Here is a 16048-nt window from a genome sequence, read left to right on the forward strand (position 1 = left end):
ATGACTGTTACCCTGATCAAAACCATCGCGATGGAAGACGGTCTGCGTTTCGCTATCCGTGAAGGCGGTCGTACCGTCGGCGCTGGCGTCGTAGCTAAAATCATCGAATAAGCGGTTGTAATGTATTTTTCGGGCCGGCATAATGGTCGGCCTGATTTTGTTTTAGGTCAGTAGCTCAATTGGCAGAGCGACGGTCTCCAAAACCGTAGGTTGGGGGTTCGATTCCCTCCTGACCTGCCAGATTCACTCGGTGTGTCTGGCTTTCTTTTCACAGGATCTTCATAGATGACTCCTAAGGCTGAAGCTCAAGGCTCTCGCTTCGATCTGCTCAAGTGGCTTGTAGTAGCTGCTTTGGTGGTTGTTGGCGTTGTTGGCAATCAGTATTACGCTGCTTCGCCGATCCTGTACCGTGTACTCGCTTTGCTCGTAATTGCTGCTGTAGCTGCCTTTGTAGGCTTGCAGACTGCAAAGGGCAAGTCGTTCTTTGTACTGGTTAAGGAAGCGCGCACCGAGATTCGTAAAGTCGTATGGCCAACTCGCCAGGAAACCACGCAGACAACGTTGATCGTTGTTGCTGTGGTTATCGTTATGGCGTTGCTGTTGTGGGGTGTTGATTCCCTGCTCGGCTGGCTTGTTTCCTTGATTGTCGGCTAAGGGTGTCCCGTGGCTAAGCGTTGGTACGTTGTGCATGCTTACTCGGGTTACGAGAAGCATGTCATGCGCTCGCTGATTGAGCGCGTTAAGCTGGCTGGCATGGAAGATGGCTTCGGCGAAATTCTGGTTCCCACTGAAGAAGTGGTTGAAATGCGTAATGGCCAGAAGCGCAAAAGCGAACGCAAGTTCTTCCCAGGCTATGTGCTGGTACAGATGGATATGAATGAGGGTACTTGGCACTTGGTCAAGGATACTCCTCGGGTGATGGGCTTCATTGGCGGTACCGCCGACAAGCCTGCTCCAATCACCGACAAAGAGGCGGAAGCCATTCTGCGTCGCGTGGCTGATGGTAGCGATAAGCCGAAACCGAAGACTCTGTTTGAGCCGGGTGAGGTAGTTCGTGTTACTGACGGTCCATTCGCTGACTTTAACGGCACCGTCGAAGAAGTTAACTACGAAAAGAGCCGTGTCCAGGTGGCAGTGCTTATTTTCGGTCGCTCTACTCCGGTAGAGTTGGAGTTCAGTCAGGTCGAAAAGGTCTAGCTGAACAAGCATCCCAACCCCGCAGCCCTAGGCTGTGGGGTTTTGTCGTCACTGGGATAAACGCGCAAGTAACCGGGGAGCCTTTCGAGGCGTTCGAACCCGTAATTGGAGTGCCTCATGGCCAAGAAGATTACCGCTTACATCAAGCTGCAAGTGAAGGCCGCTCAGGCTAACCCAAGCCCACCTGTTGGTCCTGCTCTGGGTCAGCACGGCGTGAACATCATGGAATTCTGCAAGGCTTTCAACGCCCGTACTCAGGGTCTTGAAGCAGGTCTGCCGACTCCAGTGATCATCACTGTCTACAGCGACCGTAGCTTCACTTTCGAAACCAAATCCACCCCTGCTTCGGTTCTGCTGAAGAAGGCGGCCGGTCTGACCAGCGGTTCCGCTCGTCCGAACACCGTTAAGGTTGGCACTGTTACCCGTGCTCAGCTGGAAGAAATCGCGAAAACCAAAAACGCGGATCTGACTGCAGCTGATATGGATGCAGCCGTGCGTACTATCGCCGGTTCTGCTCGTAGCATGGGCCTTAACGTGGAGGGTGTGTAATGGCTAAGCTGACCAAGCGTCAAAAGGCTATCGCCGGCAAAATCGAAGCAGGCAAGGCCTACAACATTGTAGACGCTGCTGCTCTGCTGGCTGAGCTGTCGACTGTCAAGTTCAGCGAGTCGTTCGACGTTGCTGTAAACCTGGGTGTAGACCCGCGTAAATCCGACCAGGTTGTTCGTAGCGCTACTGTGCTGCCACACGGCACTGGCAAGACCGTTCGCGTTGCTGTGTTCACCCAGGGTCCAGCTGCTGAGGCCGCTCTGGCTGCCGGCGCTGACCGTGTAGGTATGGACGACCTGGCTGCCGAAATGAAAGGCGGCGACCTGAACTATGACGTAGTGATCGCATCCCCGGATGCCATGCGCGTTGTAGGTCAGCTGGGTCAGATCCTCGGTCCACGTGGCCTGATGCCTAACCCGAAAGTCGGCACCGTAACTCCAGACGTAGCTACCGCGGTTAAAAACGCCAAGGCTGGTCAGGTTCGTTATCGCACCGACAAAAACGGCATCATCCACACTTCCGTTGGCAAGATCGGCTTCGATGCCGTCAAGCTGAAGGAAAACGTTGAAGCCCTGATCGCTGATCTGAAGCGTATCAAGCCAGCTTCCTCGAAAGGTATTTACGTCAAGCGCGTTACCCTGAGCACCACTATGGGCCCAGGTCTGGTTATCGACCAGAGCTCGCTGGACGCGTAAGACAAAGGTTGGCGCGATTATTCGCGCCAATTGAAAGATTGGGGTCCCTGCCTGGCGGGGGCTATCCAAGACCGTAGGCGGCGCAAGCCTTAAACCACAAGCCTACGCAGATGGTGCTCCCGGTTCCTTACCGAATCAGACACCAAAACGACATTCGGTTTCGACCGAGTGAAACGGTAACAAGCAGGAGTTAAACCCGTGGCAATTAATCTCGAAGACAAGAAGGCCATCGTCGCTGAAGTCAACGAGGCTGCCAAAGTCGCTCTGTCCGCTGTCGTGGTTGATGCCCGTGGCGTAACAGTAGGCGCAATGACCGGACTCCGTAAAGAGGCTCGTGAAGCTGGCGTTTACGTACGTGTTGTACGTAACACCCTGCTCAAGCGCGCAGTTGCTGACACTGAATACAGTGTCCTCAACGACGTGTTCACCGGCCCGACCCTGATTGCATTCTCGAACGAACATCCGGGCGCTGCTGCCCGTATCTTCAAAGAGTTTGCCAAGGGTCAGGACAAGTTCGAGATCAAGGCAGCTGCGTTCGAGGGCAAGTTCCTCGCAGCTAATCAGATCGACGTACTGGCAACTCTGCCGACCCGTGACGAAGCAATTTCTCAGCTGATGAGCGTGATTCAAGGCGCTACCAGCAAGTTGGCTCGTACTCTGGCGGCAATTCGCGACCAGAAAGAAGCTGCCGCAGCCTAAGGCTCGTCAACTTCTCGCGTTTTTTGTTTATTTCGATGGTCGCGTAGGCCGTCCCCCAATTCAGGAATTGAGTCATGTCTCTGACTAACGAACAAATCATCGAAGCAATCGGCCAGAAATCCGTAGTGGAAATCGTTGAGCTGATCAAAGCGATGGAAGAAACCTTCGGTGTTACCGCTGCTGCTGCTTCGGCTGGCCCAGCTGTAGCTGCTGCTGCTGTTGAAGAGCAAACCGAGTTCAACGTTGTTCTGCTGGAAGCTGGCGAGAAGAAGGTTAACGTGATCAAGGCAGTTCGTGAACTGACCGGTCTGGGCCTGAAAGAAGCCAAAGAGAAAGTAGACGGCGCTCCTCAGGTTGTAGCTGAAGGCGTTTCGAAAGAAGCTGCTGAAGACGCCAAGAAGAAGCTGGAAGAAGCAGGCGCTAAAGTCGAGCTGAAATAAGTATCGACTTTGCTCCTCCAGCCCGAGCGTCAAGCGACAGGCTGATGGCTGGTGGCTCTTGCCACCGGCCTTTTTCCGTTATTGGCAGCCGACTGGGTCGGTGCTGATAAAGGCGCTGTAACCACCCGATGCGGTGGCGCAAACCATGGGGTTTGCACGATTTTCTGGCTGCTCCCGTCGGGAGGGGCCAAACAAGCAGGTGACCAAGCTGGGGAACGCTGATGGCTTACTCATATACTGAGAAAAAACGTATCCGCAAGGACTTTAGCAAGTTGCCGGACGTCATGGATGTGCCGTACCTCCTGGCCATCCAGCTGGATTCGTATCGTGAATTCTTGCAAGCGGGAGCGACTAAAGATCAGTTCCGCGACGTGGGCCTGCATGCGGCCTTCAAATCCGTTTTCCCGATCATCAGCTACTCCGGCAATGCTGCGCTGGAGTACGTCGGTTATCGCCTGGGCGAACCGGCATTTGATGTCAAAGAATGCGTATTGCGCGGTGTAACTTTCGCCGTACCTTTGCGGGTAAAAGTGCGCCTGATCATTTTCGACAAAGAATCGTCGAACAAAGCGATCAAGGACATCAAAGAGCAAGAAGTCTACATGGGCGAAATCCCATTGATGACTGAGAACGGTACCTTCGTAATCAACGGTACCGAGCGTGTTATCGTTTCCCAGCTGCACCGTTCCCCGGGCGTGTTCTTTGACCACGACCGCGGCAAGACGCACAGTTCCGGTAAACTGCTGTACTCCGCGCGCATCATTCCTTACCGCGGTTCGTGGCTGGACTTCGAGTTCGACCCGAAAGACTGCGTGTTCGTGCGTATCGACCGTCGTCGCAAGCTGCCGGCCTCGGTGCTGCTGCGCGCGCTCGGCTACACCACCGAAGAAGTGCTGGACGCTTTCTACACCACCAACGTATTCCACGTTAAAGGCGAAGGCCTGAGCCTGGAACTGGTGCCGCAGCGTCTGCGCGGTGAAGTAGCTGTCCTCGATATCCAGGACGATAAAGGCAAGGTTATTGTCGAGCAGGGCCGTCGTATTACTGCCCGCCACATCAACCAGCTGGAAAAGGCCGGGATCAAAGAGCTGGACGTGCCTCTGGACTACGTCCTGGGTCGCACCACCGCCAAGGTCATCGTGCATCCGGCTACCGGCGAAATCCTGGCAGAGTGCAACACCGAGCTGTCGACCGAAGTCCTGGCGAAAATCGCCAAGGCCGGCGTTGTTCGCATCGAAACTCTGTACACCAACGACATCGACTGCGGTCCGTTCATCTCCGACACGCTGAAGATCGACTCCACCAGCAACCAATTGGAAGCACTGGTCGAGATCTATCGCATGATGCGTCCAGGCGAGCCGCCGACCAAAGACGCTGCCGAAACCCTGTTCAACAACCTGTTCTTCAGCCCTGAGCGCTATGACCTGTCTGCGGTCGGCCGGATGAAGTTCAACCGTCGTATCGGTCGTACCGAGATCGAAGGTTCGGGCGTGTTGTGCAAGGAAGACATCGTCGCGGTCCTGAAGACTCTGGTCGACATCCGTAATGGTAAAGGCATCGTCGATGACATCGACCACCTGGGTAACCGTCGTGTTCGCTGCGTAGGCGAAATGGCCGAGAACCAGTTCCGCGTTGGCCTGGTACGTGTTGAGCGTGCGGTCAAAGAGCGTCTGTCGATGGCTGAAAGCGAAGGCCTGATGCCGCAAGACCTGATCAACGCCAAGCCAGTGGCTGCGGCGGTAAAAGAGTTCTTCGGTTCCAGCCAGCTCTCGCAGTTCATGGACCAGAACAACCCGCTGTCCGAGATCACCCACAAGCGTCGTGTCTCTGCACTCGGCCCTGGCGGTCTGACTCGCGAGCGCGCAGGCTTTGAAGTCCGTGACGTACACCCGACTCACTACGGTCGTGTCTGCCCGATTGAAACGCCGGAAGGTCCGAACATCGGTCTGATCAACTCCCTGGCTGCTTATGCCCGCACCAACCAGTACGGTTTCCTGGAAAGCCCGTACCGTGTGGTGAAAGAGGGTGTAGTCACCGACGAGATCGTGTTCCTGTCCGCCATTGAAGAAGCCGATCATGTGATCGCGCAGGCTTCGGCGACCATGAACGAGCAGAAAGTCCTGATCGACGAACTGGTAGCCGTACGTCACCTGAACGAATTCACCGTCAAGGCGCCGGAAGACGTCACCCTGATGGACGTTTCGCCGAAGCAGGTAGTTTCGGTTGCAGCGTCGCTGATTCCGTTCCTCGAGCACGACGACGCCAACCGTGCGTTGATGGGTTCGAACATGCAGCGTCAGGCTGTACCAACCCTGCGCGCTGACAAGCCGCTGGTAGGTACCGGCATGGAGCGTAACGTGGCCCGCGACTCCGGCGTTTGCGTCGTGGCTCGTCGTGGCGGCGTGATCGACTCCGTTGATGCCAGCCGTATCGTGGTTCGTGTTGCTGATGACGAAGTTGAAACTGGCGAAGCTGGTGTCGACATCTACAACCTGACCAAATACACCCGCTCGAACCAGAACACCTGCATCAACCAGCGTCCGCTGGTGAGCAAGGGTGATCGCGTTCAGCGTAGCGACATCATGGCTGACGGCCCGTCCACCGACATGGGTGAACTGGCACTGGGTCAGAACATGCGCATCGCGTTCATGGCATGGAACGGCTTCAACTTCGAAGACTCCATCTGCCTGTCCGAGCGTGTGGTTCAGGAAGACCGCTTCACCACGATTCACATTCAGGAACTGACCTGTGTGGCTCGTGACACCAAGCTTGGCCCAGAGGAAATCACTGCGGACATCCCGAACGTGGGTGAGGCTGCACTGAACAAGCTGGACGAAGCCGGTATCGTTTACGTAGGTGCTGAAGTAGGCGCAGGCGACATCCTGGTCGGTAAAGTCACTCCGAAAGGCGAGACCCAACTGACTCCGGAAGAAAAACTGCTGCGTGCGATCTTCGGTGAAAAAGCCAGCGACGTTAAAGACACCTCCCTGCGTGTACCTACCGGTACCAAAGGTACTGTCATCGACGTACAGGTCTTCACCCGCGACGGCGTTGAGCGTGATGCTCGTGCTCTGTCGATCGAGAAGTCCCAGTTGGACGAGATCCGCAAGGATTTGAACGAAGAGTTCCGTATCGTAGAAGGCGCGACCTTCGAACGTCTGCGCTCCGCTCTGGTAGGCCACAAGGCTGAAGGCGGCGCCGGTCTGAAGAAAGGTCAGGACATCACCGACGAAGTTCTCGACGGTCTTGAGCATGGTCAGTGGTTCAAACTGCGCATGGCTGAAGATGCTCTGAACGAGCAGCTCGAGAAGGCTCAGGCCTACATCGTTGATCGTCGCCGTCTGCTGGACGACAAGTTCGAAGACAAGAAGCGCAAACTGCAGCAGGGCGATGACCTGGCTCCAGGCGTGCTGAAAATCGTCAAGGTTTACCTGGCAATCCGTCGTCGCATCCAGCCGGGCGACAAGATGGCCGGTCGTCACGGTAACAAAGGTGTGGTCTCCGTGATCATGCCGGTTGAAGACATGCCGCACGATGCCAATGGCACCCCGGTCGACGTCGTCCTCAACCCGTTGGGCGTACCTTCGCGTATGAACGTTGGTCAGATCCTTGAAACCCACCTGGGCCTCGCGGCCAAAGGTCTGGGCGAGAAGATCAACCGGATGGTCGAAGAGCAGCGTAAAGTCGCTGAACTGCGTACCTTCCTCGACGAGATCTACAACCAGATCGGCGGTCGTAACGAAGATCTGGATAGCTTCTCCGATCAGGAAATCCTGGATCTGGCGAAAAACCTGCGTGGCGGCGTTCCAATGGCCACTCCAGTGTTCGACGGCGCCAAGGAAAGCGAAATCAAGGCCATGCTGAAACTGGCAGACCTGCCGGAAAGCGGCCAGATGCAGCTGACTGACGGCCGTACCGGCAACAAGTTCGAGCGTCCAGTTACCGTTGGCTACATGTACATGCTGAAGCTGAACCACTTGGTAGACGACAAGATGCACGCGCGTTCTACCGGTTCGTACAGCCTGGTTACCCAGCAGCCGCTGGGTGGTAAGGCACAGTTCGGTGGTCAGCGTTTCGGGGAGATGGAGGTCTGGGCACTGGAAGCATACGGTGCCGCTTACACTCTGCAAGAAATGCTCACAGTGAAGTCGGACGATGTGAACGGCCGTACCAAGATGTACAAAAACATCGTGGATGGCGATCACCGTATGGAGCCGGGCATGCCCGAGTCCTTCAACGTGTTGATCAAGGAAATTCGTTCCCTCGGCATCGATATCGATCTGGAAACCGAATAACACGTGACGCGATCGAGAGCGGGGCAGGACTGCCCGCTCTCTGCTCCGCCAGGAGGAAAGGCCTTGAAAGACCTACTGAATTTGCTGAAAAACCAGGGTCAAGTCGAAGAGTTCGACGCCATCCGTATCGGATTGGCCTCGCCTGAGATGATCCGCTCGTGGTCGTTCGGTGAAGTTAAAAAGCCGGAAACCATCAACTACCGTACGTTCAAACCTGAGCGTGACGGTCTGTTCTGCGCCAAGATCTTTGGCCCGGTAAAGGATTACGAGTGCCTGTGCGGTAAGTACAAGCGCTTGAAGCACCGTGGTGTGATCTGCGAGAAGTGCGGCGTTGAAGTTGCACTGGCCAAGGTTCGTCGTGAGCGCATGGCGCACATCGAACTGGCTTCGCCGGTTGCCCACATCTGGTTCCTGAAATCGCTGCCGTCCCGTATCGGCCTGCTGATGGACATGACCCTGCGTGATATCGAACGCGTTCTCTACTTCGAGAGCTACGTCGTTATCGATCCAGGCATGACCACCCTTGAAAAAGGTCAGCTGCTGAACGACGAACAGTACTTCGAAGCGCTGGAAGAGTTCGGTGACGACTTCGACGCCCGCATGGGTGCTGAAGCTGTCCGTGAACTGCTGCACGCTATCGACCTGGAGCACGAGATTGGTCGTCTGCGCGAAGAAATTCCGCAAACCAACTCGGAAACCAAGATCAAGAAGCTGTCCAAGCGTCTGAAGTTGATGGAAGCCTTCCAGGGTTCCGGCAACCTGCCAGAGTGGATGGTGCTGACCGTTCTGCCGGTTCTGCCGCCAGATCTGCGTCCACTGGTCCCGCTGGATGGCGGTCGTTTCGCGACTTCCGACCTCAACGATCTGTATCGTCGAGTGATCAACCGTAACAACCGTTTGAAGCGCCTGCTGGATCTGTCCGCTCCGGACATCATCGTGCGCAACGAAAAGCGTATGTTGCAGGAAGCTGTCGATGCACTGCTCGACAACGGTCGTCGTGGCCGCGCTATCACCGGTTCGAACAAGCGTCCTCTGAAATCCCTGGCTGACATGATCAAGGGTAAGCAGGGTCGTTTCCGTCAGAACTTGCTCGGTAAGCGTGTTGACTACTCCGGTCGTTCGGTAATTACCGTAGGTCCGACCCTGCGTCTGCACCAGTGCGGTCTGCCGAAGAAGATGGCTCTCGAGCTGTTCAAACCATTCATTTTCGGCAAGCTGGAAATGCGTGGTCTCGCGACCACCATCAAAGCGGCCAAGAAAATGGTCGAGCGCGAACTGCCAGAGGTTTGGGACGTTCTCGCTGAAGTGATTCGCGAACACCCGGTTCTTCTCAACCGTGCACCGACCCTTCACCGTCTGGGTATCCAGGCGTTTGAACCGGTCCTGATCGAAGGTAAGGCTATCCAGCTGCACCCGCTGGTCTGCGCCGCGTACAACGCCGACTTCGACGGCGACCAAATGGCCGTGCACGTACCGCTGACGCTGGAAGCCCAGCTCGAAGCGCGTGCGTTGATGATGTCGACCAACAACATTCTGTCGCCAGCCAACGGTGAGCCAATCATCGTTCCGTCGCAGGACGTTGTATTGGGTCTGTACTACATGACTCGTGAAGCGATCAACGCCAAGGGCGAAGGTCGTGTGTTCGCGGATCTGCAGGAAGTTGACCGTGTGTTCCGTGCCGGCGAAGCCGCACTGCACGCCAAGGTCAAGGTTCGTATCAACGAAACCGTCAACGACCGTGACGGCAACAGCGTGAGCAACACTCGTATCGTCGACACCACTGTCGGCCGTGCGCTGCTGTTCCAGGTTGTGCCAAAAGGTCTGTCGTACGATGTCGTCAACCTGCCGATGAAGAAAAAGGCGATCTCCAAGCTGATCAACCAGTGCTACCGCGTGGTTGGTCTGAAAGAGACCGTGATCTTCGCTGACCAGTTGATGTACACCGGTTTCGCTTACTCGACCATCTCCGGCGTTTCCATCGGTGTTAACGACTTCGTTATCCCGGACGAAAAAGCCCGCATCATCGGTGCAGCCACCGACGAAGTGAAAGAGATCGAGAGCCAGTACGCCTCCGGCCTGGTAACCCAGGGCGAGAAGTACAACAAAGTGATCGACCTTTGGTCGAAGGCGAACGACGAAGTTTCCAAGGCGATGATGGCCAACCTCTCGAAAGAGAAAGTCATCGACCGTCATGGCGACGAAGTCGACCAAGAGTCCTTCAACTCGATGTACATGATGGCCGACTCGGGTGCGCGGGGTTCCGCAGCACAGATTCGTCAGCTGGCCGGTATGCGTGGTCTGATGGCCAAGCCGGACGGTTCCATCATTGAAACGCCGATTACTGCGAACTTCCGTGAAGGTCTGAGCGTACTTCAGTACTTCATCTCGACTCACGGTGCTCGTAAAGGTCTGGCGGATACCGCGTTGAAAACTGCGAACTCCGGTTACCTGACTCGTCGTCTGGTAGACGTGGCGCAGGATCTGGTTGTAACCGAGATCGATTGCGGCACCGAACACGGTCTGTTGATGACTCCGCACATTGAAGGCGGTGACGTTGTAGAGCCGTTGGGTGAGCGCGTATTGGGTCGTGTTATCGCCCGTGACGTATTCAAGCCAGGCACCGAGGACGTTATCGTTCCTGCCGGTACCCTGGTAGACGAGAAGTGGGTCGAGTTCATCGAGCTGAACAGCATCGACGAAGTGATCGTGCGTTCGCCGATCAGCTGCGAAACCCGCTATGGCATTTGCGCCAAGTGCTACGGCCGTGATCTGGCTCGTGGTCACCAGGTGAACATCGGTGAAGCGGTCGGCGTTATCGCTGCCCAGTCCATCGGTGAGCCGGGTACCCAGCTGACGATGCGTACGTTCCACATCGGTGGTGCGGCAAGCCGTACTTCCGCAGCCGACAGCGTTCAAGTGAAGAATGGCGGTACTGTCCGTCTGCACAACCTGAAGCACGTTGAGCGTGTGGATGGCCACCTGGTTGCTGTGTCCCGTTCCGGTGAACTGGCCATCGCTGATGACTTCGGTCGTGAGCGTGAGCGTTACAAGCTGCCGTACGGTGCTGTGATTTCGGTTAAAGAAGGTGACAAGGTCGACGCTGGCGCAATCGTGGCCAAGTGGGATCCGCACACTCACCCGATCGTTACCGAAATGAAAGGTACCGTGACCTACGTGGGCATGGAAGAAGGCATCACGATCAAGCGTCAGACTGACGAATTGACCGGTATGACCAACATTGAAGTACTCGACGCGAAAGATCGTCCAGCTGCCGGTAAGGAAATCCGTCCTGCAGTGAAGATGGTCGACGACAACGGCAAGGATCTGTTGCTGCCAGGCACTGACGTTATCGCTCAGTACTTCCTGCCAGCCAACGCTCTGGTCGGTGTTGCGGACGGTGCGAAGATCGCGATCGGTGATGTTATCGCTCGTATCCCGCAAGAAACTTCGAAGACCCGTGACATCACCGGTGGTCTGCCGCGTGTTGCCGACTTGTTCGAAGCTCGTCGTCCGAAAGAAGCGTCGATTCTGGCTGAAGTCAGCGGCACCATCGCGTTCGGTAAAGAGACTAAAGGCAAGCGCCGTCTGGTCATTACCCCGAACGACGGTAGCGATCCGTACGAAGAGCTGATTCCGAAGTGGCGTCACCTGAACGTGTTCGAAGGCGAACAGGTAAACCGCGGCGAAGTTATCTCCGACGGTCCGAGCGATCCGCACGACATCCTGCGTCTGCTGGGTGTGAGCGCGCTGGCCAAGTACATCGTGAACGAGATCCAGGACGTTTACCGTCTGCAAGGCGTGAAGATCAACGACAAGCACATCGAGACCATCCTGCGTCAGATGCTGCGTAAAGTTGAGATCTCCGAGTCCGGCGATTCCAGCTTCATCAAGGGCGACCAGATGGAACTGACTCACGTACTGGTAGAGAACGAACGTCTGAGCGCGGAAGACAAGTTTGTCTCCAAGTTCACTCGCGTTCTGCTGGGTATCACCAAGGCGTCGTTGTCCACCGAATCGTTCATCTCGGCGGCTTCCTTCCAGGAAACCACTCGCGTACTGACCGAAGCGGCAGTCACCGGCAAGCGCGACTATCTGCGCGGCCTGAAAGAAAACGTGGTTGTGGGTCGTCTGATCCCGGCCGGTACCGGTCTGGCATATCACAGCGAGCGCAAGCGTCGTCGTGATGCAGACAAGCCGTTGCGCGTAAGCGCCAGTGAAGTGGAAGCTGCACTGACCGAAGCACTGAACTCGAGCGGTAACTGAGTTCTGCGGTAACTAAGCTGAGGCCCTGATCGCTCCGTTCGTCGAATCGAGACAAATTGTCAAGGTTCGACGGGCGGGGAGGTCGGGGCCTTGCCTTGACTGGGGACAAGATCCTCTTTAGACTCTTGATCCCCTAAATTTGGCGGGAATCCGTTCCTGTCATTTTGCTTTTCTTGCAAGACAATAGCGTCGCAAGACAACAGTGGAGCTAGTAGATGGCAACTATCAACCAGCTGGTACGTCAGCCGCGTAAGCGTATCGTCGAGAAATCCGACGTGCCTGCGCTGCAGAACTGCCCGCAACGTCGTGGCGTGTGCACCCGTGTGTACACCACTACGCCGAAAAAACCTAACTCGGCACTGCGTAAAGTATGCCGTGTGCGTCTGACCAACGGTTTCGAGGTTTCCTCGTACATCGGTGGTGAAGGCCACAACCTGCAAGAGCACAGCGTGGTACTGATCCGCGGCGGTCGTGTAAAAGACTTGCCAGGTGTTCGTTACCACACCGTTCGCGGCTCCTTGGATACTTCCGGCGTTAAAGGCCGTAACCAGGGTCGTTCGAAGTACGGTACCAAGCGTCCGAAGTAATCGGTCGTTTTGCAGATTTTCATTTTATTGAGTCGATAAGAGTAAGGTCGGGCTTGCATCCAATGGATCTGTCCCGAACTAACCTGAAGACCGCTTGAGGGCTTATCATGCCAAGACGTCGCGTAGCAGCAAAGCGTGAGATTCTGGACGATCCGAAATACGGAAGCCAGATCCTCGCCAAATTCATGAACCACGTTATGGAAAGCGGCAAGAAAGCCGTTGCCGAGCGTATCGTTTATGGTGCCCTGGAAACCGTGAAGGCTCGTAAGGCCGGCACCGATCCCCTGGAACTCTTCGAAAAAGCACTCGACGCCATCGCTCCGCTGGTCGAAGTGAAGTCGCGCCGCGTTGGTGGTGCTACTTACCAGGTTCCGGTCGAGGTTCGTCCTTCCCGCCGTAACGCTCTGGCAATGCGCTGGTTGGTAGACTTCGCCCGTAAGCGTGGCGAGAAGTCTATGGCTCTGCGTTTGGCTGGCGAACTGCTGGATGCTGCTGAAGGTAAAGGTGCTGCTGTTAAGAAGCGTGAAGACGTGCACCGTATGGCCGAAGCCAACAAAGCTTTCTCGCACTACCGCTTCTAATTTTAGCTTCACTAATTTTGCGAGGGCTTTATGGCTCGTACTACTCCGATTAGTCGCTACCGTAACATCGGTATCGTCGCTCACGTGGATGCTGGTAAAACCACCACCACCGAGCGCGTCCTTTTTTACACTGGCAAAAGTCACAAAATGGGCGAGGTGCATGATGGCGCCGCGACCACGGACTGGATGGTTCAGGAGCAGGAGCGTGGTATTACCATTACTTCTGCTGCCATTACCGCCTTCTGGAAAGGTTCCGAGAAGCAGTACCCGCACGAGCACCGTTTCAACGTCATCGATACCCCGGGCCACGTAGACTTCACCATTGAAGTTGAACGTTCCCTGCGCGTACTCGACGGCGCTGTCGTTGTATTCTGCGGTACTTCGGGTGTTGAGCCGCAGTCGGAAACCGTATGGCGTCAGGCCAACAAATACGGCGTTCCACGTCTTGTTTACGTAAACAAGATGGATCGTGCCGGTGCCAACTTCCTGCGCGTGATCGGTCAGATCAAGCAGCGTCTGGGTCACACTCCGGTGCCGATTCAGCTCGCTATCGGTTCGGAAGACAACTTCCAGGGCCAGATCGACCTGATCAACATGCAGGCTGTTTACTGGAACGACTCTGACAAGGGTATGGTTCCTGTTCGCAAGGAAATCCCTGCGGACATGCTCGAGTTGGCTGCTGAGTGGCGCAGCAACATGGTTGAGGCTGCGGCCGAAGCCAGTGAAGAGCTGATGAACAAGTACCTGGAAGGCGAAGAGCTGTCGATCGAAGAGATCAAGGCTGCTCTGCGTCAGCGTACTATCGCTGGCGAAATCGTTCTGGCTGTGTGCGGTTCGTCGTTCAAGAACAAGGGCGTTCCCCTGGTTCTCGACGCCGTTATCGACTTCCTGCCTGCTCCAACCGACATTCCAGCTATCAAGGGCTCGAACCCTGATAACGAGGAAGAGGAAATGGAGCGTCACGCAAGTGACGACGAGCCGTTCGCGGCACTGGCGTTCAAAATCGCTACCGACCCATTCGTGGGTACTTTGACCTTCGTCCGTGTTTACTCGGGCGTGTTGAACTCCGGCGACGGCGTGATCAACTCGGTTAAAGGCAAGAAAGAGCGCGTGGGCCGTATGGTGCAAATGCACGCAAACGCCCGTGAAGAGATCAAGGAAGTACGCGCTGGCGACATCGCGGCCCTGATCGGCATGAAGGACGTCACCACTGGTGAAACCCTCTGCAACGCTGACAAGCCAATCATCCTGGTTCGCATGGACTTCCCGGAGCCGGTTATTTCGGTTGCCGTAGAGCCTAAGACCAAGGATGACCAGGAAAAAATGGGTATCGCACTGGGCAAGCTGGCTCAGGAAGACCCGTCTTTCCGCGTTAAAACTGATGAAGAGACTGGTCAAACGATCATCTCCGGCATGGGCGAGCTGCACCTGGACATCCTGGTTGACCGGATGCGCCGTGAGTTCAACGTCGAAGCCAACATCGGCAAGCCTCAGGTTTCGTATCGTGAGCGCATCACGAAGAACTGTGAAATCGAAGGCAAGTTCGTTCGTCAGTCCGGTGGTCGCGGCCAGTTCGGTCACTGCTGGATCCGTTTTGCTCCTGCTGACGAAGGTCAGGAAGGTCTGCAATTCGTGAACGAAGTTGTAGGTGGTGTGGTTCCTAAGGAATACATCCCGGCTATCCAGAAGGGTATCGAAGAGCAGATGAAGAACGGCGTTGTTGCCGGCTATCCGCTGATCGGCCTGAAGGCTACCGTGTTCGATGGTTCTTACCACGACGTCGACTCCAACGAGATGGCGTTTAAAGTGGCTGCTTCCATGGCGACCAAGCAACTGGCCCAGAAGGGCGGTGGTGAGTTGCTCGAGCCGATCATGGCGGTAGAGGTTGTTACGCCTGAAGACTATATGGGTGATGTAATGGGCGACCTTAACCGTCGTCGCGGCATGATCCAGGGTATGGAAGACACAGTGTCCGGCAAGGTTATCCGTGCCGAGGTTCCACTGGGTGAGATGTTCGGTTATGCGACCGACGTTCGTTCCATGTCCCAGGGTCGCGCAAGCTACTCTATGGAATTCAAAAAATACGATACGGCTCCGTCGCACATCGTCGAATCCGTAACCAAAAAACAAGGCTGATTCAGCCCCTTTAGGCTAGGAGTTAATTGTCGTGGCTAAAGAAAAATTTGATCGTTCCCTACCGCACGTCAACGTTGGCACCATCGGTCACGTTGACCACGGTAAAACCACTCTGACCGCTGCTCTGACTCGCGTCTGCTCCGAAGTTTTCGGTTCGGCCGTAGTTGAATTCGACAAGATCGACAGCGCTCCAGAAGAAAAAGCTCGCGGTATCACCATCAACACCGCTCACGTTGAGTACAACTCGACTATTCGTCACTACGCTCACGTTGACTGCCCAGGTCACGCTGACTACGTGAAGAACATGATCACCGGTGCTGCCCAGATGGACGGCGCGATCCTGGTTTGCTCGGCCGCTGATGGTCCGATGCCACAAACCCGTGAGCACATCCTGCTGTCCCGTCAGGTAGGTGTTCCGTACATCGTGGTTTTCCTGAACAAGGCTGACCTGGTAGACGACGCTGAGCTGCTGGAACTGGTTGAGATGGAAGTTCGCGACCTGCTGTCCACCTATGACTTCCCAGGCGACGACACTCCGATCATCATCGGTTCGGCTCGTATGGCGCTGGAAGGCAAAGACGACAACGAAATGGGCACCACTGCCGT

12 protein-coding genes, 1 tRNA gene and 1 pseudogene are annotated in these 16048 nt (G+C 55.8%); all 14 read left to right on the plus strand.

What is annotated here, in order from left to right; all coding sequences use genetic code 11:
* Positions 1–111 (plus strand): annotated as a pseudogene (locus HDC30_RS28720) (elongation factor Tu); the annotation flags it as partial.
* A gap of 53 nt (positions 112–164) precedes the next feature.
* Positions 165–240 (plus strand) — tRNA-Trp (locus tag HDC30_RS28725).
* 45 nt (positions 241–285) lie between these two features.
* Positions 286–654 (plus strand): preprotein translocase subunit SecE, encoded by a 369-nt coding sequence (gene secE, locus HDC30_RS28730; protein ID WP_041074957.1) that lies wholly within the window; start codon positions 286–288, stop codon positions 652–654.
* 9 nt (positions 655–663) lie between these two features.
* The gene (nusG, locus tag HDC30_RS28735) at positions 664–1197 is read left to right on the plus strand and encodes a transcription termination/antitermination protein NusG (protein ID WP_025113545.1); all 534 of its coding nucleotides are present in this window, start codon (positions 664–666) and stop codon (positions 1195–1197) included.
* Positions 1198–1314: 117 nt separating this feature from the next.
* The gene (gene rplK / locus HDC30_RS28740; protein WP_003228756.1) at positions 1315–1746 is read left to right on the plus strand and encodes a 50S ribosomal protein L11; all 432 of its coding nucleotides are present in this window, start codon (positions 1315–1317) and stop codon (positions 1744–1746) included.
* The gene (gene rplA / locus HDC30_RS28745) at positions 1746–2441 is read left to right on the plus strand and encodes a 50S ribosomal protein L1 (protein WP_003228754.1); all 696 of its coding nucleotides are present in this window, start codon (positions 1746–1748) and stop codon (positions 2439–2441) included. Before rplK ends, rplA begins: the two co-directional genes overlap by 1 nt.
* A gap of 198 nt (positions 2442–2639) precedes the next feature.
* Positions 2640–3140 (plus strand): 50S ribosomal protein L10, encoded by a 501-nt coding sequence (rplJ, locus tag HDC30_RS28750; protein ID WP_003228752.1) that lies wholly within the window; start codon positions 2640–2642, stop codon positions 3138–3140.
* Between the two features lie 74 nt (positions 3141–3214).
* A complete protein-coding gene (gene rplL / locus HDC30_RS28755; RefSeq protein WP_007962228.1) occupies positions 3215–3580 on the plus strand; it encodes a 50S ribosomal protein L7/L12 in 366 nt (121 codons plus the stop codon).
* Positions 3581–3801: 221 nt separating this feature from the next.
* A complete protein-coding gene (rpoB, locus tag HDC30_RS28760; protein WP_027614262.1) occupies positions 3802–7875 on the plus strand; it encodes a DNA-directed RNA polymerase subunit beta in 4074 nt (1357 codons plus the stop codon).
* 63 nt (positions 7876–7938) lie between these two features.
* A complete protein-coding gene (gene rpoC, locus HDC30_RS28765; RefSeq protein ID WP_027614261.1) occupies positions 7939–12138 on the plus strand; it encodes a DNA-directed RNA polymerase subunit beta' in 4200 nt (1399 codons plus the stop codon).
* A 215-nt stretch (positions 12139–12353) separates the two neighbouring features.
* Positions 12354–12725 carry a 30S ribosomal protein S12 gene (rpsL, locus tag HDC30_RS28770; RefSeq protein ID WP_003186084.1) on the plus strand — a complete coding sequence of 124 codons (372 nt, stop codon included), beginning with the start codon at positions 12354–12356 and terminating at the stop codon, positions 12723–12725.
* Positions 12726–12832: 107 nt separating this feature from the next.
* Entirely contained in the window at positions 12833–13306 is a 474-nt protein-coding gene (rpsG, locus tag HDC30_RS28775) for a 30S ribosomal protein S7 (RefSeq protein WP_003228745.1), read from the plus strand.
* Positions 13307–13336: 30 nt separating this feature from the next.
* The gene (gene fusA, locus HDC30_RS28780) at positions 13337–15442 is read left to right on the plus strand and encodes an elongation factor G (RefSeq protein WP_183786243.1); all 2106 of its coding nucleotides are present in this window, start codon (positions 13337–13339) and stop codon (positions 15440–15442) included.
* A 31-nt stretch (positions 15443–15473) separates the two neighbouring features.
* The coding region (locus HDC30_RS28785) for a GTP-binding protein (RefSeq protein WP_183786245.1) at positions 15474–16048 on the plus strand (575 nt) is incomplete at its 3' end.

Source organism: Pseudomonas sp. JAI115 (assembly GCF_014200835.1).
Lineage (GTDB): Bacteria > Pseudomonadota > Gammaproteobacteria > Pseudomonadales > Pseudomonadaceae > Aquipseudomonas > Aquipseudomonas putida_A.

What these genes read in the sequence shown, in the direction of transcription:
- secE (WP_041074957.1), top strand. Translation starts at nt 286, where the DNA reads ATGACTCCTAAGGCTGAAGCTCAAGGCTCTCGCTTCGATCTGCTCAAG.
- rplK (WP_003228756.1), top strand. Translation starts at nt 1,315, where the DNA reads ATGGCCAAGAAGATTACCGCTTACATCAAGCTGCAAGTGAAGGCCGCT.
- rplA (WP_003228754.1), top strand. Translation starts at nt 1,746, where the DNA reads ATGGCTAAGCTGACCAAGCGTCAAAAGGCTATCGCCGGCAAAATCGAA.
- rplL (WP_007962228.1), top strand. Translation starts at nt 3,215, where the DNA reads ATGTCTCTGACTAACGAACAAATCATCGAAGCAATCGGCCAGAAATCC.
- rpoB (WP_027614262.1), top strand. Translation starts at nt 3,802, where the DNA reads ATGGCTTACTCATATACTGAGAAAAAACGTATCCGCAAGGACTTTAGC.
- rpsL (WP_003186084.1), top strand. Translation starts at nt 12,354, where the DNA reads ATGGCAACTATCAACCAGCTGGTACGTCAGCCGCGTAAGCGTATCGTC.
- rpsG (WP_003228745.1), top strand. Translation starts at nt 12,833, where the DNA reads ATGCCAAGACGTCGCGTAGCAGCAAAGCGTGAGATTCTGGACGATCCG.
- fusA (WP_183786243.1), top strand. Translation starts at nt 13,337, where the DNA reads ATGGCTCGTACTACTCCGATTAGTCGCTACCGTAACATCGGTATCGTC.